This is a genomic window from Bacillus sp. lyk4-R2A-2 (assembly GCF_030209735.1).
GTDB classification, from domain to species: domain Bacteria; phylum Bacillota; class Bacilli; order Bacillales; family Bacillaceae; genus Bacillus; species Bacillus pumilus.
Genome location: NZ_JARVRK010000001.1, coordinates 75,245 through 98,791 on the forward strand (window position 1 = coordinate 75,245; position 23,547 = coordinate 98,791).

Consider the following 23,547-nt stretch of genomic DNA (forward strand, 5'->3'; position numbering starts at 1 on the left):
CCCCTCTCTTTCTAAAGCACACCAAGCTGTTGATCTCGTTGATCTGTGATGAACATATGCCCAGGTGCATGGGTAATCGCAATGTCTGGTTTTGTATGCATGACAATGGCTTGCGGCGTCACCCCACATGCCCAAAACACCGGGACCTCTCCTTCTTTGATCACAGATGGTTCTCCAAAGTCCGGCTGATCCACATTGTCAATTCCGATCATCGCTGGGTCACCTATATGAATGGGGCCACCATGAACTGACGGGAACCTAGACGTCACTTGTACACTTCTTGTGATCTGATGCGCCGGAATGGGTCTCATGCTGACGACCATCGGGCCATGAAATGCCCCCGCCCTTTCACAAGCGATATTCGTTTGATACATCGGAACGTTATGGCCGTTTTCAATATGGCGAACAGGGATATCATTCAGCATGAGCGCATGCTCAAACGTAAAACTGCAGCCGATGAGAAAGGCAACCATATCGTCCTCCCAATAAGCAGAGATATCTGACACCTCTTCTTGAAGAATCCCTTTTCGGTAAACACGGTATTTAGGAAAGTCCGTACGAATATCCGCTTGAGGTGCAGATCGTCTCGGCACTGGATCACCCGGCTCCAGCACATCAAGCAAGGGGCATGCAGCCGGATTGCGCTGACAAAACAACAGAAAATCAAAGGCAAGTTCCTTTTTGACGATCATTAAGTTGGCTTGAGCATATCCCTCTGCTAGGCCTGCCGTTGGCCCTGTGATTTCTTTTTTACGAATCAACTCTCTGATCTGTGAAGGCTCATATGTTTGATAGATATTCATTCGATTCAGCTCCATAGTTTTGGAATTTCATTGATGATGGTATATCCGCCCATCATTGCCATGATGACAACTACAAATGCGCCTGATACTGTCAAAAAGAATGGATGTCGATAATCCCCGACAATGTCTTTCTTATAAGCCGCTACCAGCAAGGTGCCAAGCGCGAGCGGTAAGATTAATGCATTGATTGCCCCAACTAATATCAATATGTTCACAGGTCTTCCGATCGTAATAAAACAAATGGTCGAGAGGGCAATAAAGCCGATGATAATGCCACGTTGATTTTGCTCAATTTTTGGCGAGAAGGTTTTAAAGAAGGAAACTGATGTATATGCTGCTCCAATGACGGACGTAATTGCCGCAGCCCACATAATAATGCCAAACATTTTATATCCGATATTTCCTGAAGCTAGTTGAAATACAGAGGCAGGCGGGTTAGATGGATCAATCTGCAAGCCTTTTGCGACAACTCCTAATGTAGCAAGAAAGAGTGCTACACGCATGATGGACGTAATGAGGACACCGAAAATAGAGCTTTTCGTCACTTGGGGCAATGCTTCCTTCCCCTTAATACCTGCATCCAGCAAGCGGTGTCCGCCAGCGAACACGATATAGCCGCCTACTGTTCCGCCTACAAGTGTCACAATGGATAAAATATCAATTTTCTCTGGGACAAATGTTCTCACTGCCGCTTCTCCAACTGGCGGTGCTGTTGAAATCGCCACATACAGCATCAGACCAATCATGACAAAACCCGCTATCTGTGTGAAACGGTCCATCGCTTTTCCAGCCTCTTTGATCACAAAGATCAGAATAGCAATAGCAGCACTGACCCCTGCACCGATTCGCGGATCGACTCCGAAAATGACCTGAAAACCGAGACCAGCACCAGCGATATTTCCGATGTTAAAGGCAAGTCCCCCAATGACAATCAAAACGGCCAGGACATAGCCGAGACCCGGCAGAACCATATTTGCAATATCCTGCCCTCGTTTTTCTGACACAGCGATGATGCGCCATACATTGGTTTGCGCAAAAATATCTAACAAAATAGAGATGAGAATGACAAACCCAAAGCTAGCCGCCAGCTGCTGTGTAAAGACAGTCGTTTGTGTTAAAAATCCCGGTCCGATGGCGGACGTCGCCATTAAAAAGGCTGCGCCCATCAGCATAGACCGGTTCCCCTTTGGTGCCTTCGTGTGCTTGACTTCCTCTTTTTTCATGCTGTTTCCCCCTTGATGACGATTTTTATTGAAAGGCTTTGAGATGAATGCTCGCTTCTTTTAGCTTTGATGTAATAGTTTTGGCAAATTGGAGCGCATGGATGCCGTCTCCGTGAATACAGACAGTATCCGCTTTAAGCGAAATGTCTTCCCCTTGAACGGTATGAACCTTCCCTTCTCTCACCATACGAACGACTTGCTGAACGGCCAGTTCATCGTCTTCAATGAGTGCGTGTGGTTCGCGGCGGGATGTCAGCGTCCCGTCTGATTGATAGGTCCGATCAGAAAATACTTCATGCGCCACTTGAAGACCCATTCTCTCACCTGCTATCGCAAGTTCACTGCCTGAAAGCCCGTATAATACAAGACTTGGATCGACATGATACACAGCCTTCGCAATCGATTCAGATAATTCAGTATTTTTAGCTGCCATGTTGTACAGGGCGCCGTGTGGCTTGACATGCTGCATCGTGCCGCCTTCTGCTTTGAGAAAGGCTGATAGAGCGCCAATTTGATAGACGACGAGATCATAGGCTTCCTCTGCTGAAATCGCCATTGGACGTCTGCCAAATCCGACTAAATCTTGCAGACCCGGATGCGCGCCAATTCGGACCCCTTTATCCAGTGCCATTCTGACGGTTTTTCTCATGACTGTTGGATCTCCTGCATGAAAACCACAAGCGATGTTGGCTGAGGTGACATATTCTAAAATTTGTTCATCCGAACCGATAGTATATTGACCAAAGCTTTCTCCCAAATCACAGTTGATATCTACTTGATACATAGGATCCCTCCTTGTTGTTCCGAATAACGGAACATAAAGTCCGAATATTCGAATTTGTATTGATTATATCAATTTTGGATAGATTGCACATGACATTGTCAGAAAACATAACAATAGAACTAGGACATAAAAAAGCGAGAGGATATCGCCTCTCGCTTTTTCATCATGTTCTTTATTTAGACAGCACCCAATGCTGGATGGCTTTTGCTACACCGTGTTCTGTGTTAGGAGCTGTAATCCAATCAGCGGCTTCTTTTACCACTTCTTGCGCATTTCCCATCGCAATGCCTAATCCGGCTTCTTGGATCATGGCCATATCATTTAGGCTGTCGCCAAGTGACATGACATTGTCCATCGTACAACCAATGCGTTCTGCTACCTTTGCAAGAGCTGCCGCTTTGTTAATGCCAGCTGCGTTGACTTCGATATTGGTTGGACTTGAATTTGTGATTTCTAGATGCTCGTTTGTTTTCAATGTATTGAGTACTTCCTCACGAACGTCATCATCATGAATATCAAAGCCAAATTTCAACCATTCATGGTCATGAATTCGTTCTGGGAATTCACCTCTCCACACCTTATCCACAGTGGAAGCCCAGTAATCGGTTTCGTACCTATTTTTTAGATCCCACATCATTTGGACATGATCAGGATGCAATAGATCTCGTTCGATCAGCTGGAAGTTTGAATCCCAGATTTCACTTCCGTTTGCTGTCACAAGGTAAGAGGACAGCTTGAGCGGCTCAACCAGCTCTCGGCATGTCATCAGCGTCCGCCCTGTGCTAATCACCACATGGACCCCTTTTGCTTCAGCATCTTTAATGGCTTGTTTATTTTCCTCTGGAATGACGTGTTCACTGTTTAACAGCGTGCCATCCATATCAATGGCAATCAATCGGATGTCTTTCTTATCAGCTTGAATGGACAAATTGAGTACCCCTCTTTGTATCATTTTTTGTAACTATCTTTATTTTAATATAAAGAGGGAGATGGCACAAAGGGACGAGTTTGATCCCATAGAAAAAAGACCTTGTTACAGGTCTCTTCGCATTGGCTTAGCGTTCACATGCAATCCCGTCTTTATCACGGTCAAGTCGCTTATTTTTTTGGTAAAGTGCTTTTGACACATACGGCTTGTACTTTGTTTTGCCGCCTTTGTTTTTCGTGTTTTTGCTTTTCGCTACGCCGCCTTTATAGACTTTGTTCAGCGCTTTGCAGTTTTTGTAGGACTTGACTGTTTTTGCATCTGCAGTGTGGGTGTCGACTTGTGTAACGCTTAGTAAAAGACCTAAGGACAAGACAGCCACCATGATTTTTTTCAACATGTAGAATCCCCCTATTTTTTCTATTTTTACATTTTTATCATATGTCACCACTTTTTGTTTTTCAAGACTATCGAGCTAAATATATTGATTTTTTTGGAATAAAACATGCTTTATATCCTATATGGTACACTGAGTGGGAAACCTTTCCGGTTTTGACACGTATATGAAGAGAGGAGTTTTTCACATGAAAATGAAATATACCATTCTATATGTAAACGATGTTGAGGCGAGTATTCATTTTTATCAACATGTACTTGGCTTTCCTATGAAACTTAAGGTTGAATCCTATGTTGAGTTTGACACGGGGGACGTGACATTATCGATTAACTCGCGTCAGGATGTCAAAGATGCACTTGGATTGCCTGTCCCTGAAGCAAATCAATCCTCGCAAACGTTTGAGATTGGATTTGTTGTGGATGATGTGGAACAAACCATTGCATCAATGAAGGAAAAAGGGGTTTCGATCATCAAAGAACCTGCAAAAAAACCATGGGGTCAAACCGTCGCTTATGTCGCTGATCCTGATGGTCATTTCATTGAAATATGTGATGCCGTCTCCTAATCCTGTTTAAAGGAGTGAACCAGTATGAGAAAAAAACATGCCTTTATCGCCGGTGTTTGCTCAATGATTGTGATTTGCAGTGCCGCTATTATTTTGCAGCACCATGAGTGGATAGGATGGGTCAGTGGTGGAATCTCTATTATCGGGATCATGATGTCTGGGCTTCTAATGGGGGCTTGGACAAGCGGAGATGAAACAAGAGCCGCCTATCATTCTGAAACGAAAGAACACCGCATGTGGCGTCTGGATACGGCCTTTCTCATGATGATCTTTGCACTTCCGCACATGGCAGTGTCGATCTTTTATTTTTTAATGTAAACACTTGTTAAAAGGAGTTCGTCATATGGCTGTTTTTATTTTATTCGTTGTATTTGGCTTCCCTATTCTTTCTGTGCTGATTGGCATTTTTGGCACAATGCTTTTGAAGAATGTTTGGATGCCGACTTTGATTGTCCTGTTAGCCAGCGTCATTCTCATGTACACATACATTGGCGGGGATGAATCCTTTCTCATTTGGGTCATCATCTACACCGTCTTTACGTTGATCGCTGCATGGATGACAAAGCGGTTTCGGTTCAAGTAAAAAAGAACAGTTTGCACTGTTCTTTTTTTAATCATATATCGGCGCACCATAGCTCAATTTCAATTTTCAGCTCCGGCCATCCTAAAGCTGATACATAAGCAACCGTCATTGATGGGTAAGCTGTTTTGAAGATCGTATCCCACTGAGGATATAGATGATCCCAGTCGATTTCTTCTGTTGCCCATATATTGACCTTGATGACATGCTCTTCATTCAATCCTTCTGATTCAAGGATTTTTTTGATATTTTCAAACGTATTGGTTACCTGGTCGTTTAAACTTGATGGTACCTGTCCATCGATATCTGTTCCGACTTGACCCGATGTAACAAATAATCCCGCGCCCTTTGGTACTCTTGTGATATGACTATAGTTGCCAACGGGCTTCGGCATACTTTCTGGGTTTTTTCTTGTGATTTTTTCCATATGATTTCCCTCACTCACTTTGATTTTTCTGCTAGATTTCTCTTCATGTAGACAGACTTCACCAATTTCTATCTATCCTAAAAGAAAACAGCAGTGGAGTATCCATAGCCACAAGGTAAGAACATCAATATTTTCTTTTTCATGACCGGAACACTCCCTTTTGATTGCGTGAGCAAGGTTTTGATTAACTATATAGTACCTGAAACGAGACGTTCAGTCAAAATGGTTTATAGACGATAGCGCGCAATATCGTGATTCAATCGTATGCTTAGTTCATTGAGCCTTTCTGCTGCTTTTGCCACATTAGAGATGGCTGTCACTTGTTCGTCTGTGGATGCGGTGATCTCTTCGATCGCAGCGGCATTTTCCTGAGAAATATGGGCTGCGCCTTGCATGGCTTTTGTGATGAGGTCGTTTTGCTCTAGTAATGCATTCAGCTCTTTTGCCATTGCGTCTGTTTCAACGATGGTTTGTGAAATCGACGTAGAGATGGCATTGAATTCATGTTCTGTTGCATGTACCGCGTCATCTAACTCAGCGAAACGATCCATTGTGTTTGACATCATGTCGGCTGTTGCCGTCGTTTCTTCTTTAATGCCTTGCACCATTTGCTGAATTTGCACTGCTGATTGTTTTGTCTGCTCTGCTAAATTCCGCACTTCACTCGCCACAACCGAGAAGCCCTTACCGTGCTCTCCTGCGCGTGCTGCTTCTATGCTGGCATTCAGCGCAAGTAAATTCGTCTCATTTGAAATACTTTCAATCGTATCTGTAATTTTAGAGATATCCTGTACTTTTGTACTTAATTGCTCAATGCCTGCTCTAATGCCTTGAGACGCTTGAATGGATTGTTCATTTGATTGTTTTAATTGCTGAACAATTTGCTGGCCCTGCTGCGAAGATTGATTCGATTGGTCAGAGATTCGTTTAATTTGGTCACTTTGTTCTTTGACGTTCTCAATGGATTGATTGAACTGGGTCATTTGTTGATTCGCTACATCAAGGTCCGATGCCTGATGAAGTGTTCCAGTCGATATGTCACCAATCGCTCGGCCAATCTCTTCACTGCTAGCTGAGGTTTCTTCAGATATTGCTGATAAATCTGTCGCTGATTCGACGAGTTGACTGCTCGTCTCCTGTAGACCGCTGACAAGTGTCCGGAGTTCTCCTGACATATGATTAAAGCCTTTTGCCAGCTGTCCAATTTCATCTGTTGTCTCTTTTAAACTCGTGCGTTCAAGATTCCCCTCCGCAATTTCTTTTGAAGCAGCAGTGACTTGCTTGAGCAGTCTGACCTTTCCTCGAGCAGCTAAATAAAAGACGCCAAGACTGAGAAGAGCGACACCTGCTGTAATGAGCATGATATAGAGCTTCATCTGCTCTAATTCTTTATAAAATTCATCCTGGAAGACGGCGATGCCGATACTCCAATTCCAGGGCGTGAACTGGCTCATATAGGCAAGCTTTTGCTTTTCTTCCCCAGTGGCATCGTCCTTATCTAAATAGGTCACATAGTGTGCATCCTCGCCTTCTGATTTGGCTCCAGCGACCATTTTTTCACGATTGGTCGTGTTATCTGGAATGACGCCAATGTCATTGACAGGATGGACTTGAGAGGAATAATCTGCTCCATATGCGACAAGATAGCCTTTATTTTTATAGATAAAATCTGACTTTTGAAATTGGTACCCTTTCCCGTTGTCATTTTTTGGCCCGCTCAAGTAAATGCGGGCTTGTTCCTGTGCCTGATCGAGCGTCAGTTCTTTTTTCTCTACACGATCATTCAACTGTTCAAGTGTAGCCATTGCTCCGCTGACGATGTGCTTTAAATCTGCTTTCCCCGCATCAATTAAGACATGTTTCGCTAATAAATACCCCGTTGTCCCAACAAGTCCGCCGGTTAAGATCGTGATGACGATAATGGCAGACATTAATTGAAAAAAGACACTCCTTGACGCAAACATTTTCCTTTTCATATACAAATTCCCCCTTACTTCATATATCGACAAACGGGGTAAAGTATTAAAAAGTCATCAAAAAATCCCTTTCACTCGTTGGAAAGGGATTTTCTAATTATCGATCTGTTTCTTTAAGAATGGCTTGATAGAGAGCATCTGCTGGCGTGAGGCCACATACTTCTTCCAGCACACCTTCAATGCCTTTTTCTTTTCTTAATGCCTGCAAACGAACCGCTTCTTCGTCTTCGGCGAAGTCATAAGCGAGAGCTGCAGCAATGCCTTTGATTAAGTACACTGGCTGCTTGATCTTTTTCGCTGGTCCGATTAAACGGTCATCTGCTCCTAGCTTTCTAAGAGGAGAGCGTGCGACGCGAGTGACTTCGTCGGAGATAAAAGCATTTTCGAATCGTTTGATGATTTTTTGAATATACGCATCATGTTCTTCTTTTTCAAAGCCATATGTGTCGATTAAATAACTGCCCGTTTCGTGCAGTGCACCTTCAACCACCTGGCGAATCTCTGGTGTATCGACGGCTTCTTTAATCGTTTGAACGCCTTGCTGATACCCGACATAAGCCGCTAGTGCATGTCCTGTATTGACAGTAAAGAGCTTGCGCTCAATATACGGCATCAAATCTTGTACAAAGGTCGCTCCGTCAATTTGAGGAACGTCCCCAATAAAGCCAGTCTCATCAATGACCCATTCGAAAAATGGCTCGACTGATACTTTTAAAATGTCCTCATGGTGCTGAATCGGCACAATGCGGTCCACAGCAGCGTTTGGAAAACCAACTGTTTTTGATAACGCTTCTTGTTCCTCTTCTGTTAGATGAGAGAAAACGGCTTCTTTTAAATGAGAGCTGCCTCCAATCATATTTTCACATGCCACGATGTTGATGATATGGTCAGGCTTTTTCTGTTTCAATCCTTCAGCAATCGATGAAGCAATGATCTTCAAAACGGTTGGTCCAACAGCTGTTGTAATCAAATCGGCTGATGCCACCGCCTCTGTTAATGCCGCTGGGTCTTGTGCAGAATTGATCGCTGTCACTGGACCGACTACTTCTTGCTTCTGACCTGGTGCTGCGAGTTCAACCGTGTATTCTCCTCTTGCATTCAGCTCGTTGATGACCGCTTCATTTACATCAGTGAAGACAAGCTCAAAGCCTGATGTTTTTAACAAAGAACCGATAAACCCTCTGCCAATATTCCCTGCTCCAAAATGAAGTGCCTTCATGTTAGTTCACCTCGTTAAAGATGGCGATCAATTCATCCTGATCCTTTGCATGGATGATGCGTTCTACATTTTCCTCTTCTGAACAGACAATCGCAATTTGAGAAAGAATATCGAGATGTTCGTTGTTTTTACCTGCGATGCCAAAGACGACTTTGGCGATATTTCCTTCGCCGTATTCAACGCCATCTGGAATTTGAATGATGGAAATCCCAGAATGAAGGACAGCTGCTTTCGCATCCTCTGTTCCATGAGGAATCGCAATCCCGTTGCCCATAAATGTAGACGAGATATTTTCTCTTTCAAACATTTTGTCAACATAATCACTTGTGACATAGCCATTTGCCACTAGGACTTCGCCTGCTTTTTTAATGGCTTCTTCTTTCGAGCCTGCTTGTTCGTTAAGAAATATATTGTCTTTTGATAGTACTTGTTTCATGAATGATCACACCTTTTTTTAGAATGGAAAATCAGGAAAACAACCAAAACGGGGAGTTCAATGAAGAAAAATTGAACTCAACCCGTTTCGCCATGTTATTTTTTCAATTTCTCAATTAGCTCATCGTATTTCGGGCTGTTTAAGAAATTATCAACTGAGATATGCACAGCGCCTGGCAATTTTGCCTTGGCTCTGTCTGTTAAATCTTTATGAGTGAAGACCACATCGGCATCATTTGGAATGTTGCTGATGGATGTGTTTGTCACATCAATATCAAGCTCTGCCTTTTTGACTTTATTCTTTAAGATGGATGCGCCCATCGCACTTGAGCCCATTCCTGCATCACAGGCAAAGATGATTTTGTTCACATCATCTGGATTGACATCACTTGGAGATGCTGCTTGCTCATTTGCTTCAGCGTCTTCTTTTTGTGCTGTAAGAGCAGAGGCGGCTGCGCTTTTCTTCCCTTTCATGTCCTGCATTTTTTCTGTTGCTGCTGTTAAGTCTTCGTCAACTGCTTTTGAAGCTTTTAAAATCACAGAAGCGACAAGGAATGAGACGACGGTAGCCACGACAACACCTGCTAGAACAGCAAGATGTCCGCCTTTTGGTGACATCAGCATGAGAGCGATAATACTTCCTGGTGACGGCACAGCCTTTAAGCCTGCATTTAACAGGGTAAAGGTCAGAACGCCGCTCGCTCCCCCTGCAATCACCGCCAAAATGAGCTTTGGTTTCATTAAGATGTACGGGAAGTAAATCTCATGAATTCCTCCTAAAAATTGAATGACAATCGCACCCGGTGCAGACTGCTTTGCATTCCCTCTTCCGAAGAACATGTATGCAAGTAGAACACCTAAACCTGGCCCTGGGTTTGTTTCAAGCAAGAACAGAACGGACTGCCCTGTCTTCGCCGCTTGCTCTACTCCTAAAGGACCTAAGATCCCTTGATTAATCGCATTGTTTAAGAACAAGACTTTCGCTGGTTCAATGAAAATACTTGCCAGCGGAAGCAAATGTGCATTCACAATGATATCTACACCTGCCGCAAGGGCTTTATTTAGACCAAGTACCACTGGTCCGATGGCGTAGAAGGCAATCGCGACAAGAATGGCACCTAAAATCCCTGCCGTAAAGTTATTCACAAGCATTTCAAAGCCCGATTTGATTCGATCTTTGAAGAGCTGATCAATTTTCTTAATCAAGTAACCGCCAAGTGGTCCCATGATCATGGCACCTAAAAACATTGGAATGTCCGAACCGACAATGACCCCAATCGTCGCGGTTGCACCGAGTACCCCGCCTCGGTGGTCGTATACGAGTTTACCGCCTGTGTAACCGATTAAGAGCGGCAGTAAGTAGTTGATCATTGGGCCAACAAGTGAAGCTAATTGTTCATTTGGCAAATAGCCACTCGGAATGAATAAGGCCGTAATGAGTCCCCAAGCGATAAATGCTCCAATATTCGGCATAATCATGCCGCTTAAATAGCTTCCAAAGCGCTGTACTTTTACGCGGAATCCGCTTTTTTCCTGCATCTATGAAAACTCCTTTCTTCTTTCCCTTTATTTAGGGCTTTATAGGTCAAAAGATATAAGAACAAGTGTCAGTGAAGCCCTTAACCTTATCGTAAAACGCTTTCACTTCTCCTTCAATTGAAACTAAATGTCACTTTGTCACTTTGTGTGTGACAAAATTAAAATATGATGTGAATTCTCTGTCAGAGCATAGGACAAATAGAGTAAAAAAGTTGATGTGCCGTGGTTTTGACGCAAAATTCATTGGAATTTCACAACTTTCAAATCGTCACTTCTTGTTTCCTCTTCTTAAATCGAATAGGCTTATACATGATCAAACCTATTCAATCAAGAAATGTCTGCGCAGACATGACACAGAAAAAGTGAACCATCTTGCTGTTTGTTTCGTTTACCTTTTAGAGTGAGCGGTACAATAGGAGGAGCGGGTTTTTTCTGTGACTCACAGTTTACTGCCGCTTTCTTTCTGATACATGAGACATTTTCATAGGTAGAAAGGCGGTTATACACTTGTTGAAACATAGTAAGTGGCTTCTGCTCCTTATCGTTACGTTTGCTTTTTTCATTCCAAAGGAAGCATTTGCCCATGCATACGTCGTCAGCTCGAATCCAGCGGCAAATGAAGAGCTGGAGAAGCAGCCTCCTTCGGTCTCTATCACATTTAGTGAAGGAATCGAAAGTGGATTTCATGCCATTAAGGTGCTAAATGCAAAAGGTGATCGTGTGGATCAAGGTGATACGGTCATCAAAGATCAAAAAATCATGGAAGCTGCTTTAAAAAAGGATTTACCAAAGGGAATTTACACCATTCAATGGAATGCGGTATCAGCAGACGGACACTCTGTCTCTGGCATGATCCCGTTTAGTATTGGCAAAGCGGATGGCGGTTTTGACCAATTAGATCAAGGTCAAACGAATGAATCCATCGATGTTGCCTCAACCATTGACAAAGCCTTTCTTTATACGTCGTTTAGCTTATTTCTCGGGACCATTTTGTTTGGACTGTTTTGGTTTAAAGCAGCCATTTCACCTGTATTAGCGAAACGAATGAAATGGCTTTTGACATTGTCACTGGTCATGATGGGCGGAGCACTCGTGTTCCAGCTGCCGATTCAAACAAAATCAGCAGCAGACGTGTCCTTTTTGGGAGCATTTCAGCCATCGCTTTTACAAGAAACCATTGCATCGACTTCTGGCGGTAGTTTGTGGATGATGCTCATGGTGTCATTTGTTCTTCTGACCATTTGGAGCCTAGTTGCGATGAAAAAAGGGGATTTCACTTCTTTTCGGGTATGGTTGTTTCCACTGCTCCTATTCGCAGTACTTCTCTGGCTGAAGGCACAAATCGGACATCCAGCAGCAACGGATAATAAAATACTGACAACGTCACTTGATTTCATCCATCTCGTTTCTGCATCAATCTGGGTCGGTGGTTTAACAGCCATTGTGCTTTTATTGTTGAAGAAGCTGCCAAATGAAGATCAGCCGCTCTTACGGAATACGTTAACAGCGTTTCACCCTTGGACACTGCTCTCTGTTGGACTCATTGTGTTTTCAGGATTTGTAAATGCGATCTTTATTTTGCAATCGTTTGATGCTCTTTTCGAATCAGCATACGGACGAACCTTTTTAATCAAGCTTGGCTTATTTATCTTGATGGGCCTTCTTGGGCTTGTCCATTACTTGATGCTAAGATGGGAAAAGAAACAGAAACAAAACGTTTCGTTACGAGCTGAGTGGATTATCGGAATCGCTATCTTGTTATTAACAGCTGTATTCACCAATATCCCGAGCCCTCCTCCGCCTGCACCTGAGCCGTTCTTCGGCGCAAACCAAGTGGAGCATCGTGACATTGTGTCCATGAGCATTACCCCGAATGCCCCGGGGAAAAACACATTCGAGGTCGCATTTACGAAGAAGGATGGACAAACGATTACTGATATTCAATCTGTGTCAGCCAAGATCCATAAAGTCACCTTATTCGGTGAAGAGAAACCGAGTGAATTTCAGCTGAAACGATTAAAAAATGGTCATTACTCTGCTGAAAACCTCTTGTTAAATGAAAAAGGCACTTGGAAAATTGACATCCATGCGTTAACTGGTTCTTTTGAAAATATTGATACCACATTTATTAGAAGAAACTAAAAGGAGTTCATACCATATGAAAAAATACGTTAAAGCTTTATTACCAATGCTTCTCGCTTCATTTTTATTGGCGATTCCTGTGAGTGCTCACGTCACAGTCAAACCTGATACGTCTGCGACAAATGCGTGGGAAACCTATACGTTAAAAGTTCCTTCTGAGAGTGACAGCCCAACGACTAAGGTTGTCTTGACAATACCTAAAGGCGTCGAATTCCAACAATATGAGCCAGTCTCTGGATGGAAAACGTCAACTGAAGAAAAAGATGGCAAGGTAACAAGAGTGACTTGGGAAGCAACGGGTAAAGGCGTGCTTGCCGGACAGTTCCAGCAATTCGTTTTTGTAGCGAAAAACCCTGAAAAAGCAGGCGAAGCTGCATGGGATGCGTATCAATATTATAAGGATGGAACGGTCGTTGAATGGACTGGCGATCAAGATGCTGATAAGCCGCATTCGATCACAAACATTGTCGCATCTAATACGGTAACGGATTCACATGGTCAAGAAAAACCAAAAGAAGAAAAGGCATCTGAAACAGCCTCCAATTCTTCTTCACCACTTGTGCTAGGGTTGTCCATTGCTGCTCTAGTCGTAGCACTGATTGCGCTTGTGCTTGCTTTTAGAAAGAAATAATTGATTCGTAAGCGATCGTTTTCACGGAAACGATCGCTTTGTTTCTTTCCACCTTGCCTGAACACGAGATGCAAGGCTTTGCCTGCAAGCTTGGACGATCAACCTCCATTTTCCCAACCTATTATTACCAATATAGGATTGAATAGGATGATGACGCATGCCATAATGAGACACATGACCACCTAGGAGGCTATAAGATGAACCATCTAATTATATTTGCTCATCCCCAGCAAAGCTTAAATCAAACCTTATTAGATCTTGTTGTCAGCACTCTTTTGAACAATGGTCATAAAGTGACTGTTCGTGATGTTTATGCTCTTGGTTTTTCACCAGAACTAAGCATCTTGGAAAAGGCTGCGATCAAACGGGGAGATGTCCCAATTGCCATTCAAACAGAGCAGAAGCTAATTCAGCAAGCAGATGTCCTAACGTTTATTTTCCCCATTTGGTGGACAGGCTTACCCGCTATGCTAAAGGGCTATGTAGAACGCGTTTTTTCTGAGGGCTTCGCTTATCAAATCAATGAGCATGGGGCTATTGAAAACCTGCTTCGGCACAAAAAAGGGGTCATTATCAACACGCACGATGCTCCAAGGACCTTTCTTGACTCTAACCGGATCGTTTCCGCTTCTCACCGAATGACATCAGATACAGAAGTCTTCAATTTTATTGGTGTTGAGCCTGTTGAACGACTTTTGTTCAGCAGCATGGAGCAGGCACCAGCAGATTACATCCACGACATTCTGAAAGAAACAAAAGAAACGGTGGAGCAGCTTTTTCCGCCGGCTGTTTAACATAAAAAAGACTGCCGAGATTCCTTATTCGGACAGTCTTTTTCACGTCTATTCGTCTAAACCAATGGATACATATTTGGTTTCTAAATAAGGTTCGATCCCTTCGATGCCGCCTTCACGGCCAATTCCGCTTTCTTTCATTCCTCCGAATGGTGCTTGAACAGCCGATGGGCCGCCATCATTCCAGCCAATAATCCCGTAATCAAGATTCTCTGAGATGTAGAGGCCGTTTCGATAATTTTCTGTAAAGAAATAAGCTGCAAGACCAAACGGTGTATCGTTCGCTAATTCAATCGCTTCATCTAGCGTTTTGAACGTCGTAATCGGTGCCACTGGTCCAAAGGTTTCTTCATGCATGATGTTCATGGAAGGGTCCACATGTGTGAGAACCGTTGGCTGGACAAAATAATACGACTTGTCATCATCGAAATGCGTATCTCCGCCGACAAGGATTTTCGCCCCTTTATCGACTGCATCTTGAATTTGGCTGACAATTTTATCAAAGCCACGCTTGTTGATAATTGGGCCGATGGATGTGCCCTCTTCAAAGCCATTTCCCACTTTCAGCTTTTCGACCTCTTTGCTAAAGACTTGAGCAAATGCTTCATGAATGTCTTCATGCACAATTAAGCGGTTGGCACAAACACAGGTTTGTCCTGCATTACGGAATTTAGATGCCACTGCTTGTTTGACAGCTAGTTCGAGATTGGCATCTTTGTCTACGATGAGCGGGGCATGACCGCCAAGCTCCATTGATACGTGCTTGACTGTACTTGCACTGTTTTTGATCAAATGCTTTCCGACTGGCGTTGAGCCTGTGAACGTGATTTTGCGAATCAATGGACTATCTGTGAATATTTCACCGACTTCTTTTCCATCTCCAACCACCCATTGCAGGGCATCCTCTGGAATTCCGGCTTCGTGGCCTAATTTTACAAGTTCAATAGCCGTCAGCGGCGTATCTTCGGCAGGCTTCACAATAAAGGTACAGCCCGCTGCAAGTGCTGGTGCTGCCTTTCTCGTGATCATGGCTGCTGGGAAATTCCACGGTGTAATGGCCGCAACAGGTCCAACTGGCTGCTTTGTGACAAAAAGGCGTTTGTTCGTCGTATGTGACGGAATGGTTCTGCCGTAGATTCGTTTGGCTTCCTCTGCGTACCATTCAATATATCCAGCCGCATAAACGATTTCGCCTAATGCTTCTTGATACGGCTTCCCGTTTTCTTCCGTGATGATTTTTGCGAGCCTTTCTTTATGTTCAATCATGAGATCAAACCACTTGCGAATGATATTGGCACGTTCATGCGCTGACGTTTTTGCCCATGCTTTGAATGCTTGATGTGAGCGCGAAATGGCGTCTTCGATCTGTTCTTTTGTATGCTGAGCAACTGAAGCAATTTCTTCTCCTGTTGCAGGATTATACACTTTGAGTTCGTTTGTCATGCTCTACCGTCTCCTTCGTTCTTGGATTCATTACATATAGTATATACCCAATGAGTGCCCAACCTAAAAGCAATATCCATTCAGTTGGCCATGATAAGGAGGCCGGCATCCCTGGAAAATAAAATGAAAGAAACAGGAGACTCAGCCCGATGGCTAAAACGCCTGTCGTTCGCCAATACTTAATGCGGTACGGACGCTCAAGCTCTGGTTCTACTTTGCGAAGTCTCATAAAGGCAATGGACACAATTAAGTACCCGACGATGATCCCGACACCGCCTGCATTGACAATCCATACGAGAGCAGGGCGCCCTAATAATGGAGCGAAAAAAGCCAAAGCACCAAGAAATAGAATAGCATTTGTTGGCGTTTTATACTTTGGATGAATATACGCAAACCACTTGGAAATCATGCCTCTTTCCGCCATCGCGTATAGAATACGACTTGCACCGATGATAAATGCATTCCAGCTCGTCACAATCCCTGCTACACCGCCAATGACAAGCACTGTCCCAAATGCTTGATGACCGAGAAGCTGCACCATGGCATCTGCTGTCGCCAAGGAAGAGGCTTCAAGCTGTCCTTTTGATAGCCCCGCAGCTACCCCAAAGACAATTAGCAGATAAAATACGACCGCACTCACGATGGAGATAATTAGAATCCTCCCAATGATTTTCTTCGGCGCATTGATCTCTGCTGCTACTTGCGGAATCACATCAAACCCAACGAATAAAAAGGGGATCATGACTAAAACTGCCATGAGACCGCCAACCCCACCTTGAAACATTGGCTCAAGGTTTGCAAAATCTCCATTAAATGTCGCGCCACCTAAAAGAAGAAAGCCTGTTAGAATAATCGCTACAGTGAACACAGACTGAAAAATGGCCGCAGGCTTTGCCCCAATGTAATTCAGTGCAGTTAAAAACAATGCACCGCCAGATCCAATCAATACCCATGTAAAATAAACGTCCCATCCCCCTATATTCCATAGGAAACCAACATGCTGTGTTGGAATAACATAATCAATAACAGTTGGCAGTGCAACCGCCTCAAACGTAATGACCGAGACATACCCAAACAGAACGCCCCATGCTGAGACAAAAGCTGATTTCATCCCAAATGCCCGCTGAACAAAGACGAGCCCTCCGCCTGTCTCTGGAATCGCAGACGAAAGCTCAGCATACGTCAGTCCAATAAAAATGACGAGAATACCGCCTATAACGAAGGCAATCACACTGCCTAAAAATCCAGCTGTTAAAATCCAATCTCCCGAAAGTACAACCCAGCCCCATCCAAGCATTGCACCAATGGATAAAAACAGTACGTCTGACTGCGACATGGTTTTTGCCATTTGTTGTTTTTGCATACAACCATCCCCCTTTGTTGTTTAGCGTGCTTTGAAGGCGTCCTCGATGATCCCTAGTCCTTCATGAAGCAGCTCATCTGTGATGACAAGTGGTGTTAAGAAGCGAATAATATTTCCATTAATCCCTGCTGTTAATAAGAGCAGCCCGTGCTCGTTTGCATATGCTGCAATCGCTGCTGCTGTTTTCTTATCTGGTGTACGCGTTTTTTGATCTTCCACAATTTCAATTGCCGCCATTGCCCCTAACCGGCGGACTTCCCCAATGAATGGATATTTTGTTCTCCAATCATTTGCTTTGTCCTCAATAACTTGTCCAATGTGTTCAGATCGTTGATTGAGTTGTTCTGTTTCAATAATATCAAGAACCGCTAGTGCTGCCACACATCCTAATGGACTTCCTGCATATGTTCCCCCTAGCTCCCCTGGATCTGCCGCATCAAGCAGTTCTTTTCTACCGACAACGCCGCTCAGCGGCAACCCAGCAGCAAGAGATTTTGACACAGTGATTAAGTCCGGCACCACATCAAAGTGCTCAATCGCAAAATATGTCCCTGTTCTTGCAAAGCCTGTTTGGATTTCATCTGCTACAAACACAATCCCGTGCTGCTGACAAAATGAAGCAACATGCTGAACAAAACGCTTCGATGGTACAATGAATCCGCCCTCCCCTTGGACTGGCTCCATGACCACACACGCAACAGTTTCTGGTGCAACAGTAGCGACGAAAAATTGATTGAATTGATCAATGATGAACTCATCGTAGGCTGCATCGCTTAATCCTTCTGGCTTCTGATAGTAATATGGGTATGGCGCTTGATACACCTCTGATGCAAATGGACCGAACCCAAATTTATATGGCTTGACCTTACTCGTCATGCTCATCGTCATATTCGTTCTGCCGTGGAAGCCTCTTGTAAACGAGACAACGGCCTGTCTTTTCGTATATTTACGTGCAATTTTCACCGCATTTTCAACAGCTTCTGCACCTGAATTAAGGAAAATGGCTTTCTTGTCATGATCGCCTGGTGTAAGGCGGCATAGCTTTTCAGCTAATTCAATATACGATTCGTACATCATCACGTTGAATCCTGGGTGAATCAGACTGTCTGCCTGTGCTTTGACGGCTTCCACAACCTCTGGATGTGAATGCCCTACATTTAACGTACCGATAGCACCGGCAAAATCGATAAAACGTTTCCCATCGATATCGAACAGCTCGGCTCCCTTCCCCTTTGCTGCAAGATGACGGTTGCCATTGCTCACGCCTCTTGCGACGTATTGATCTCTTTTCTCCTGCCATTCCTCAGTTGAAAAACGGTTTGTTGTCGTTTGACTCATTGTCATCCATCCCCTTTATGTCTTTTTTATTATTCTGAATATTTTTTGGTATGATAGAAAGTACCAATATCATTTTTTTCATGGTACCAGAGAGGAAGGAATGAAAAAATGCTGACAATTCAACTAGATCAAACAGGGGCAAACGGATTTATTTATCATCAAATATACTCGAAAATTAAAGGTGAAATTTTAAATCGAAACCTTCAGCCGCACGATCAATTACCTTCAAAACGCGAGTTAGCCGATACATTAAATGTCAGCGTCAATTCAGTGAATGGCGCATATCAGCAGCTGCTTGCCGAAGGATATTTATATTCGGTTGAACGGAAAGGCTTTTTTGTGGAATCACTTGAAACGTTTCATGAATCAGGTCAGCTGAAATCCTCTACTCTCCCAGCAGATTTAAAGGAAGAGCCGATTCCACGAGACGATTGGTATTCCTTTTCACATATCTCAGTCGATACCACTCATTTTCCCTTTAAAAGCTGGTTGAAAAGTGAACAAAAGGCGATCAGCCTCCACCAAGAAGCGTTTGGCGAGCTTCCACATCCACAAGGTGTGTACGAGCTTCGGGAAACGATTGCCCGGTTAATCGGGCTGGCAAGAGGAGTCAAATGCTATCCAGAACAGCTCATTTTAAGTGCAGGCACGCAGTCACTTATCCATTCGTTATCAAGCATTCTTCCAGCCGATCAAGTATACGGGTTAGAAAACCCTGGCTATCGCCGGCTCTATCAAATGCTAAAAAACAATCATCACCGAATTGAAACGATTGGCATTGATCAAAAAGGAGTGCGGATGAGTGACATTCAGAAGAAAGAGCCGAATGTGTTGATCATTACCCCTTCACATCAATTCCCAACAGGGGTGATTATGCCAATTTCCCGGCGGATTCAGCTCTTAAACTGGGCAGCCGATGAGCATGACCGTTATATCATTGAGGATGATTATGACAGTGAATTCAAGTATGGGACTGACAGCATTCCAGCGCTGCAAAGTTTGGATCGATATGACAAAGTCATTTATATGGGGACCTTTTCAAAATCATTGCTACCAGGCTTAAGGCTAAGCTACATGGTGCTCCCGCAGCATTTATTAAGACGCTATAAGGAAGAACAGCACTTTTTCATTCAAACGGCCAACCTTTTTACACAATACACCCTTCTTCATTTTATAAAGGATGGGGCGTATCAGCGGCATATTAAAAGAATGAATGGTTTATATGAGGAAAAGCGGAAGCAGCTCATTGAAGAGCTCGACACGGTTTTTGCTGACAATGTACGGATTATTGGGGAAAATGCTGGACTTCATTTTATCGCAGAGTTCCGCTCAAACCGCACGCAGCATGAGATTTTACAGCGTGCCAAAGAAAGAAAGCTGAAAATGTACGGGATGGACCGTTTTACCCTTGATGAGCAATTACCGGGGCATCAGGAAGGCTTTGTTCCACTCGTCCTCGGCTTCTCTCATATGCGGCCAGAGGATATTGAGCCGGCGGTAAAACGACTGTATGAGTCGATTTATGGAAAATAAAACAGCCAGCTGCTTTACTAGACAGCTGGCTTACCACCGCTCTTTATCTACGGCTAGAATGGATGACATGAGCCCAGGATAAGCGGTCTCGATGTCTTGTTTTCTTAAAGAATAGTAGCGGTGTTTTCCATCAATTCTCACTTTCACAATGCCTGCCTCCCTCAGCACTTTGAAGTGATGTGACAGCGTGGATTTGGCAATATTCATCTCATACGTGCCGCATGTCCTCTCTCCTGCTTCTGCTAAACAGCGGACAATTTCTAACCGGATTGGATCGGCCAATGCGTGCAACACCGAAATCAGTCTCATGTCTTCTTGGGTTGGATGGGTTGGATTATTCATACGATAAATGTATCGTATTTTGTGCCAACATACAATCTTCCTCACATAGTAACGATACATCCTTCGGAAACGACTATGACCATATACAAGCTTTCTTGTGAAGGGAAGGATCTCATTTGACACGAAAGAGATGGACTGACTTATGTATAATGTTACTCGCCATGTGCTTATATGGATGCCAATCCGTCCAGCATTCCGAATCTAAACCACCTAGTGCAGAAGAGATATTAGCTCTCGATGAACAGGCAGATTTATTTCAATGGGAAGAAACGGTCTATGAAGCAAATGTAGATTGGATCCATCAACTAACCGTCACTAAAGATCTACAATTAGGTGTGATTCAGAAAACAGCTGACGAACATTTTGATCATGGCACGGCTACCCATTTGAAAAAAGGGACAGCGATTTACTCTGTCAAGGAGCGAAAAGACCTTTTGATTGCCGAACTTAACGGACAGATCATCATATATGCCGCACATGCAGAAGGATAAAACACCTGTCATAAGATAGGTGTTTTTTAAGTTTCTTTTCTTGTCATAGGTCATTGGTTTTGTTATCATTGCAAAAGTGACCACTCGGTTTCCATTGTGACCATATGGTTTTGCCGATTCGGAAAGGACTTATGAAGATGAATGAAAAGCAAGAAGAGATTTTGCGGGTTTCGAAGAAATTATTTTCTCAAAAAGGCTATATGAGTGTCTCCATGCAGTCAATTGCCGATGCCTGTAAAATATCAAAAGCGTCTATTTATAAACTGTTTGATTCAAAGGAAGCTCTTCTATTAGAACTGATTAAATACAATCAGTGCAAAATGAGAGAGATTTCTCAAATCATTCATTCAGAAACGTCGCTGTCCAAAAAGGAAAAATTCACAAAGAAGATCAAGCTTGAGCTTGAAGAGTTTAAAGAGAATCATAAATTTTTGAATATGCTGTCCTTTGAAGCTTTTTCACAGCATTCGCCCATTGTCATTAAGCATTTACGAGAAACACGCTCTATTATCATGCAGCGCCACAGAGACATTATTTTAAGCACATATGGTGAATCTGTTGCGCCTTACGTCTGGGATCTTGTCATTGTCCTCAACGGATTAATGAGAGAATTCATTTTAATGCTGGCGATTGAGCGCAAGAACATCCAATTAGAAAATGCCGCCGAAATGATTATCGGTGTGATGGATCGTGTATCGAAAAAGCCCTGCTCTATTGAGCCTGTGCTAACAGATCAGCTGATGGACTCTTATTTGCTTTCCACACAGGACGAATATGATGAAGAAAAGCTTGTCATCTCGTACTTAACGAAGATCAAACAAGAGCTTCACACACTGTCAAACGGGGAAGAAAAGGACGATCTCCTGTCTGCGTTTGAACTGCTAAGTGAAGAATTATCAAAGGATCAACCGAGAACCTTTTTAATCAGCTCACTACTCGATTATTTAGGCAAAAACAGCGTTTTATCACAAAACGTGTCACAGCTGAAAAGCATCATCTTATAGATAAAGAAGGGATAACATGAACCAATCTACAACATCGTATAATCGATCTGTGATTGTGGGGATTTTCCTCGTTGGGGCATTCGTCGCGATTTTAAACCAAACGCTGCTCATACCAGCGATCCCACATATCATGGAGGAATTCAATATTGATGTCAGCAAAGGACAGTGGCTCACCACAGCCTTTATGCTGACAAACGGGATTCTCATCCCGATCACGGCTTTCTTAATCGAGAAATTTTCAAGCCGTTCTTTAGTTTTAACAGCGCTTAGCATCTTTACAGCTGGTACCATTCTTGCTTCATTCGCAACGAATTTCCCTGTATTACTTGCAGCGCGTATTGTGCAGGCAGCTGGCGCAGGGATTTTAATGCCGCTGATGCAAACGATCTTTTTAACCATTTTCCCGAAAGAAAAGCGCGGGCAGGCAATGGGCATGGTCGGACTTGTCATATCTTTCGCACCAGCTCTTGGACCGACACTTGGCGGCTGGATTGTTGATTCCTTCAGCTGGAAGTTCTTGTTCTATATTGTTCTGCCAATCGGTATCATTGATCTCATTCTTGCTTTCTTCTTAATGAAAAATGTCACGCAGCAAAGAGAGACACGAATTGATGTTTTATCAGTCATCTTGTCGTCCTTCGGTTTCGGCGGACTGCTTTACGGATTTTCTAGTGTTGGCACATATGGCTGGACGAGTGCCACTGTTCTCATTTCGTTGATTGTCGGCGCTGTGAGCTTGTTCTTCTTTATTCTGCGCCAGTCGAATTTGACAAGACCGATGCTTGAATTTGGTGTCTTTAAGTTTGCCATCTTTAGCTTAACGACCTTCCTTGGGATGCTTGTCTTTGCCTTATTGATTGGGACAGAGACGATTCTGCCGCTCTATACGCAGAATGTCAGAGGGTTGTCTGCTCTTGATACAGGACTGATCTTATTACCTGGTGCTCTCTTTATGGGGCTCCTCTCACCGATTATTGGACGGATTTTTGATAAAGTCGGCGGAAAAGGGCTGGCTTTAGGCGGGTTTACGATACTTACCGTGACGACCTTGCCATTTATGCTGCTCACCCTTGATTCATCGATCGCCCTCATTACGGTCGCTTACACGCTTCGTTTAATCGGAGTTGGGATGATCATGATGCCGCTGACAACAGCAGGTATCAACTCTTTACCGCCTCATTTGATCCCGCATGGGACAGCGATGAATAACACGATGAGACAAATGGGCGGTTCCATTGGGACGGCTGTGCTTGTCTCCATCATGAGCAGCTCTGCTGCAAATGCAGAATTAGCCAGCCCATTAAAATCAGCCGTTCATGGAATGAATACGTCATTCTTCATTTCTGGTCTGATTGCGGTCATTGGGCTTGTCCTCTCCTTTTTCTTAAAGGAAAAACGCAATAATAAAGTGATGAAGCAGGAGCTATCCTCCTCATCATCTTCTTCATAAGAAAAAGAGCTCGGCATATTGCCGGCTCTTTTTTCATATACTCACGCTATATCGTCCTCTCTGAAAATACATTTGTATTTCTAGTGAAGAAAAACCTTGATAATTTGAAGAAAAGAGTTGATAATAGGAACTATTCAATTTGT

24 protein-coding genes are annotated in these 23,547 nt (G+C 43.5%); 10 read left to right on the top strand and 14 right to left on the bottom strand.

Features of this window, described 5'->3' with window-relative positions; genetic code table 11:
• Nucleotides 1–11 precede the first annotated feature (11 nt).
• The 5 genes from QRN39_RS00375 to QRN39_RS00395 form a co-directional block, all read right to left on the bottom strand.
• Entirely contained in the window at nt 12–803 is a 792-nt protein-coding gene (locus QRN39_RS00375) for a putative hydro-lyase (RefSeq protein WP_212046382.1), read from the bottom strand.
• 5 nt (nt 804–808) lie between these two features.
• On the bottom strand, nt 809–2,026 hold the full coding sequence (locus QRN39_RS00380; RefSeq protein WP_050945512.1) for an NRAMP family divalent metal transporter: 1,218 nt from the start codon (nt 2,024–2,026) through the stop codon (nt 809–811).
• Between the two features lie 25 nt (nt 2,027–2,051).
• Nucleotides 2,052–2,810, bottom strand: coding sequence for a LamB/YcsF family protein (locus QRN39_RS00385; RefSeq protein ID WP_003214363.1), 759 nt, complete (start codon nt 2,808–2,810; stop codon nt 2,052–2,054).
• 172 nt (nt 2,811–2,982) lie between these two features.
• Nucleotides 2,983–3,762 (bottom strand): Cof-type HAD-IIB family hydrolase, encoded by a 780-nt coding sequence (locus tag QRN39_RS00390; protein WP_404841116.1) that lies wholly within the window; start codon nt 3,760–3,762, stop codon nt 2,983–2,985.
• Nucleotides 3,763–3,865: 103 nt separating this feature from the next.
• Entirely contained in the window at nt 3,866–4,135 is a 270-nt protein-coding gene (locus tag QRN39_RS00395) for an excalibur calcium-binding domain-containing protein (RefSeq protein WP_003214076.1), read from the bottom strand.
• A gap of 184 nt (nt 4,136–4,319) precedes the next feature.
• Here QRN39_RS00395 and QRN39_RS00400 point away from each other — a divergent pair, with 184 nt between their 5' ends.
• Genes QRN39_RS00400 through QRN39_RS00410 form a run of 3 tightly spaced genes read left to right on the top strand, consistent with a single transcriptional unit; the run spans nt 4,320 to nt 5,280 of the window.
• Complete coding sequence (locus QRN39_RS00400; RefSeq protein ID WP_268459643.1) at nt 4,320–4,697, top strand: VOC family protein; 378 nt, start codon at nt 4,320–4,322, stop codon at nt 4,695–4,697.
• A gap of 24 nt (nt 4,698–4,721) precedes the next feature.
• Entirely contained in the window at nt 4,722–5,015 is a 294-nt protein-coding gene (locus QRN39_RS00405) for a DUF5316 domain-containing protein (protein WP_137055614.1), read from the top strand.
• Nucleotides 5,016–5,040: 25 nt separating this feature from the next.
• Nucleotides 5,041–5,280 (top strand): DUF2651 family protein, encoded by a 240-nt coding sequence (locus QRN39_RS00410; protein WP_003214096.1) that lies wholly within the window; start codon nt 5,041–5,043, stop codon nt 5,278–5,280.
• Nucleotides 5,281–5,311: 31 nt separating this feature from the next.
• Here the strand turns inward: QRN39_RS00410 and QRN39_RS00415 are convergent, their stop codons facing one another.
• The 5 genes from QRN39_RS00415 to QRN39_RS00435 form a co-directional block, all read right to left on the bottom strand.
• Complete coding sequence (locus QRN39_RS00415; protein ID WP_119124415.1) at nt 5,312–5,704, bottom strand: RidA family protein; 393 nt, start codon at nt 5,702–5,704, stop codon at nt 5,312–5,314.
• 227 nt (nt 5,705–5,931) lie between these two features.
• A complete protein-coding gene (locus QRN39_RS00420; RefSeq protein ID WP_284905702.1) occupies nt 5,932–7,680 on the bottom strand; it encodes a methyl-accepting chemotaxis protein in 1,749 nt (582 codons plus the stop codon).
• A gap of 97 nt (nt 7,681–7,777) precedes the next feature.
• Entirely contained in the window at nt 7,778–8,899 is a 1,122-nt protein-coding gene (locus tag QRN39_RS00425; protein ID WP_284905703.1) for a mannitol-1-phosphate 5-dehydrogenase, read from the bottom strand.
• Between the two features lies 1 nt (nt 8,900).
• Nucleotides 8,901–9,335, bottom strand: coding sequence for a PTS mannitol transporter subunit IIA (locus QRN39_RS00430; protein WP_012008933.1), 435 nt, complete (start codon nt 9,333–9,335; stop codon nt 8,901–8,903).
• 95 nt (nt 9,336–9,430) lie between these two features.
• Nucleotides 9,431–10,873 carry a PTS mannitol transporter subunit IIBC gene (locus QRN39_RS00435; RefSeq protein WP_003213904.1) on the bottom strand — a complete coding sequence of 481 codons (1,443 nt, stop codon included), beginning with the start codon at nt 10,871–10,873 and terminating at the stop codon, nt 9,431–9,433.
• 507 nt (nt 10,874–11,380) lie between these two features.
• Between QRN39_RS00435 and QRN39_RS00440 the strand changes: the two genes are divergently transcribed.
• From QRN39_RS00440 to QRN39_RS00450, 3 genes are all read left to right on the top strand, one after another.
• Nucleotides 11,381–13,015 (top strand): copper resistance CopC/CopD family protein, encoded by a 1,635-nt coding sequence (locus tag QRN39_RS00440; RefSeq protein WP_284905704.1) that lies wholly within the window; start codon nt 11,381–11,383, stop codon nt 13,013–13,015.
• Nucleotides 13,016–13,031: 16 nt separating this feature from the next.
• Nucleotides 13,032–13,646, top strand: coding sequence for a YcnI family copper-binding membrane protein (locus QRN39_RS00445; protein WP_003214390.1), 615 nt, complete (start codon nt 13,032–13,034; stop codon nt 13,644–13,646).
• Nucleotides 13,647–13,843: 197 nt separating this feature from the next.
• Complete coding sequence (locus QRN39_RS00450; protein WP_137055609.1) at nt 13,844–14,440, top strand: NAD(P)H-dependent oxidoreductase; 597 nt, start codon at nt 13,844–13,846, stop codon at nt 14,438–14,440.
• A 48-nt stretch (nt 14,441–14,488) separates the two neighbouring features.
• Here QRN39_RS00450 and QRN39_RS00455 read toward each other — a convergent pair whose 3' ends face one another.
• The 3 genes from QRN39_RS00455 to gabT are packed head-to-tail and all read right to left on the bottom strand — an operon-like array spanning nt 14,489 to nt 18,584.
• Complete coding sequence (locus tag QRN39_RS00455; RefSeq protein WP_284905705.1) at nt 14,489–15,883, bottom strand: NAD-dependent succinate-semialdehyde dehydrogenase; 1,395 nt, start codon at nt 15,881–15,883, stop codon at nt 14,489–14,491.
• Nucleotides 15,858–17,246 carry an APC family permease gene (locus QRN39_RS00460; RefSeq protein ID WP_284905706.1) on the bottom strand — a complete coding sequence of 463 codons (1,389 nt, stop codon included), beginning with the start codon at nt 17,244–17,246 and terminating at the stop codon, nt 15,858–15,860. Before QRN39_RS00460 ends, QRN39_RS00455 begins: the two co-directional genes overlap by 26 nt.
• A 21-nt stretch (nt 17,247–17,267) precedes the next feature.
• Nucleotides 17,268–18,584, bottom strand: a complete 1,317-nt coding sequence (gene gabT / locus QRN39_RS00465) for a 4-aminobutyrate--2-oxoglutarate transaminase (protein WP_284905707.1) — start codon at nt 18,582–18,584, stop codon at nt 17,268–17,270.
• 108 nt (nt 18,585–18,692) lie between these two features.
• Here gabT and gabR point away from each other — a divergent pair, with 108 nt between their 5' ends.
• Nucleotides 18,693–20,117 (top strand): MocR-like transcriptional regulator GabR, encoded by a 1,425-nt coding sequence (gene gabR / locus QRN39_RS00470; protein ID WP_284905708.1) that lies wholly within the window; start codon nt 18,693–18,695, stop codon nt 20,115–20,117.
• Between the two features lie 30 nt (nt 20,118–20,147).
• On the opposite strand, the gene QRN39_RS00475 is transcribed toward gabR, so the two are convergent.
• Entirely contained in the window at nt 20,148–20,459 is a 312-nt protein-coding gene (locus tag QRN39_RS00475; protein WP_284905709.1) for an ArsR/SmtB family transcription factor, read from the bottom strand.
• 116 nt (nt 20,460–20,575) lie between these two features.
• Between QRN39_RS00475 and QRN39_RS00480 the strand changes: the two genes are divergently transcribed.
• The 3 genes from QRN39_RS00480 to QRN39_RS00490 all read left to right on the top strand — a co-directional run bounded on the left by QRN39_RS00480 (nt 20,576) and on the right by QRN39_RS00490 (nt 23,404).
• Nucleotides 20,576–20,950, top strand: coding sequence for a hypothetical protein (locus QRN39_RS00480; RefSeq protein ID WP_284905710.1), 375 nt, complete (start codon nt 20,576–20,578; stop codon nt 20,948–20,950).
• A gap of 137 nt (nt 20,951–21,087) precedes the next feature.
• Nucleotides 21,088–21,954: a TetR/AcrR family transcriptional regulator gene (locus tag QRN39_RS00485; protein WP_144495302.1), complete on the top strand. Its 867-nt coding sequence runs from the start codon at nt 21,088–21,090 to the stop codon at nt 21,952–21,954.
• 16 nt (nt 21,955–21,970) lie between these two features.
• The gene (locus QRN39_RS00490) at nt 21,971–23,404 is read left to right on the top strand and encodes an MDR family MFS transporter (RefSeq protein WP_050945497.1); all 1,434 of its coding nucleotides are present in this window, start codon (nt 21,971–21,973) and stop codon (nt 23,402–23,404) included.
• Nucleotides 23,405–23,547: the final 143 nt, after the last annotated feature.

Excerpts from the sequence above, each read along its gene's own strand:
- QRN39_RS00380 (WP_050945512.1), bottom strand. The coding sequence starts at position 2,026 with ATGAAAAAAGAGGAAGTCAAGCACACGAAGGCACCAAAGGGGAACCGG.
- QRN39_RS00400 (WP_268459643.1), top strand. The coding sequence starts at position 4,320 with ATGAAAATGAAATATACCATTCTATATGTAAACGATGTTGAGGCGAGT.
- QRN39_RS00435 (WP_003213904.1), bottom strand. The coding sequence starts at position 10,873 with ATGCAGGAAAAAAGCGGATTCCGCGTAAAAGTACAGCGCTTTGGAAGC.
- QRN39_RS00405 (WP_137055614.1), top strand. The coding sequence starts at position 4,722 with ATGAGAAAAAAACATGCCTTTATCGCCGGTGTTTGCTCAATGATTGTG.
- QRN39_RS00490 (WP_050945497.1), top strand. The coding sequence starts at position 21,971 with ATGAACCAATCTACAACATCGTATAATCGATCTGTGATTGTGGGGATT.
- QRN39_RS00375 (WP_212046382.1), bottom strand. The coding sequence starts at position 803 with ATGAATATCTATCAAACATATGAGCCTTCACAGATCAGAGAGTTGATT.
- QRN39_RS00485 (WP_144495302.1), top strand. The coding sequence starts at position 21,088 with ATGAATGAAAAGCAAGAAGAGATTTTGCGGGTTTCGAAGAAATTATTT.
- QRN39_RS00455 (WP_284905705.1), bottom strand. The coding sequence starts at position 15,883 with ATGACAAACGAACTCAAAGTGTATAATCCTGCAACAGGAGAAGAAATT.
- QRN39_RS00385 (WP_003214363.1), bottom strand. The coding sequence starts at position 2,810 with ATGTATCAAGTAGATATCAACTGTGATTTGGGAGAAAGCTTTGGTCAA.
- QRN39_RS00425 (WP_284905703.1), bottom strand. The coding sequence starts at position 8,899 with ATGAAGGCACTTCATTTTGGAGCAGGGAATATTGGCAGAGGGTTTATC.
- QRN39_RS00430 (WP_012008933.1), bottom strand. The coding sequence starts at position 9,335 with ATGAAACAAGTACTATCAAAAGACAATATATTTCTTAACGAACAAGCA.
- QRN39_RS00475 (WP_284905709.1), bottom strand. The coding sequence starts at position 20,459 with ATGAATAATCCAACCCATCCAACCCAAGAAGACATGAGACTGATTTCG.
- QRN39_RS00445 (WP_003214390.1), top strand. The coding sequence starts at position 13,032 with ATGAAAAAATACGTTAAAGCTTTATTACCAATGCTTCTCGCTTCATTT.
- QRN39_RS00395 (WP_003214076.1), bottom strand. The coding sequence starts at position 4,135 with ATGTTGAAAAAAATCATGGTGGCTGTCTTGTCCTTAGGTCTTTTACTA.
- gabR (WP_284905708.1), top strand. The coding sequence starts at position 18,693 with ATGCTGACAATTCAACTAGATCAAACAGGGGCAAACGGATTTATTTAT.
- QRN39_RS00460 (WP_284905706.1), bottom strand. The coding sequence starts at position 17,246 with ATGCAAAAACAACAAATGGCAAAAACCATGTCGCAGTCAGACGTACTG.
- QRN39_RS00390 (WP_404841116.1), bottom strand. The coding sequence starts at position 3,762 with ATGATACAAAGAGGGGTACTCAATTTGTCCATTCAAGCTGATAAGAAA.
- QRN39_RS00420 (WP_284905702.1), bottom strand. The coding sequence starts at position 7,680 with ATGAAAAGGAAAATGTTTGCGTCAAGGAGTGTCTTTTTTCAATTAATG.
- gabT (WP_284905707.1), bottom strand. The coding sequence starts at position 18,584 with ATGAGTCAAACGACAACAAACCGTTTTTCAACTGAGGAATGGCAGGAG.
- QRN39_RS00410 (WP_003214096.1), top strand. The coding sequence starts at position 5,041 with ATGGCTGTTTTTATTTTATTCGTTGTATTTGGCTTCCCTATTCTTTCT.
- QRN39_RS00415 (WP_119124415.1), bottom strand. The coding sequence starts at position 5,704 with ATGGAAAAAATCACAAGAAAAAACCCAGAAAGTATGCCGAAGCCCGTT.
- QRN39_RS00450 (WP_137055609.1), top strand. The coding sequence starts at position 13,844 with ATGAACCATCTAATTATATTTGCTCATCCCCAGCAAAGCTTAAATCAA.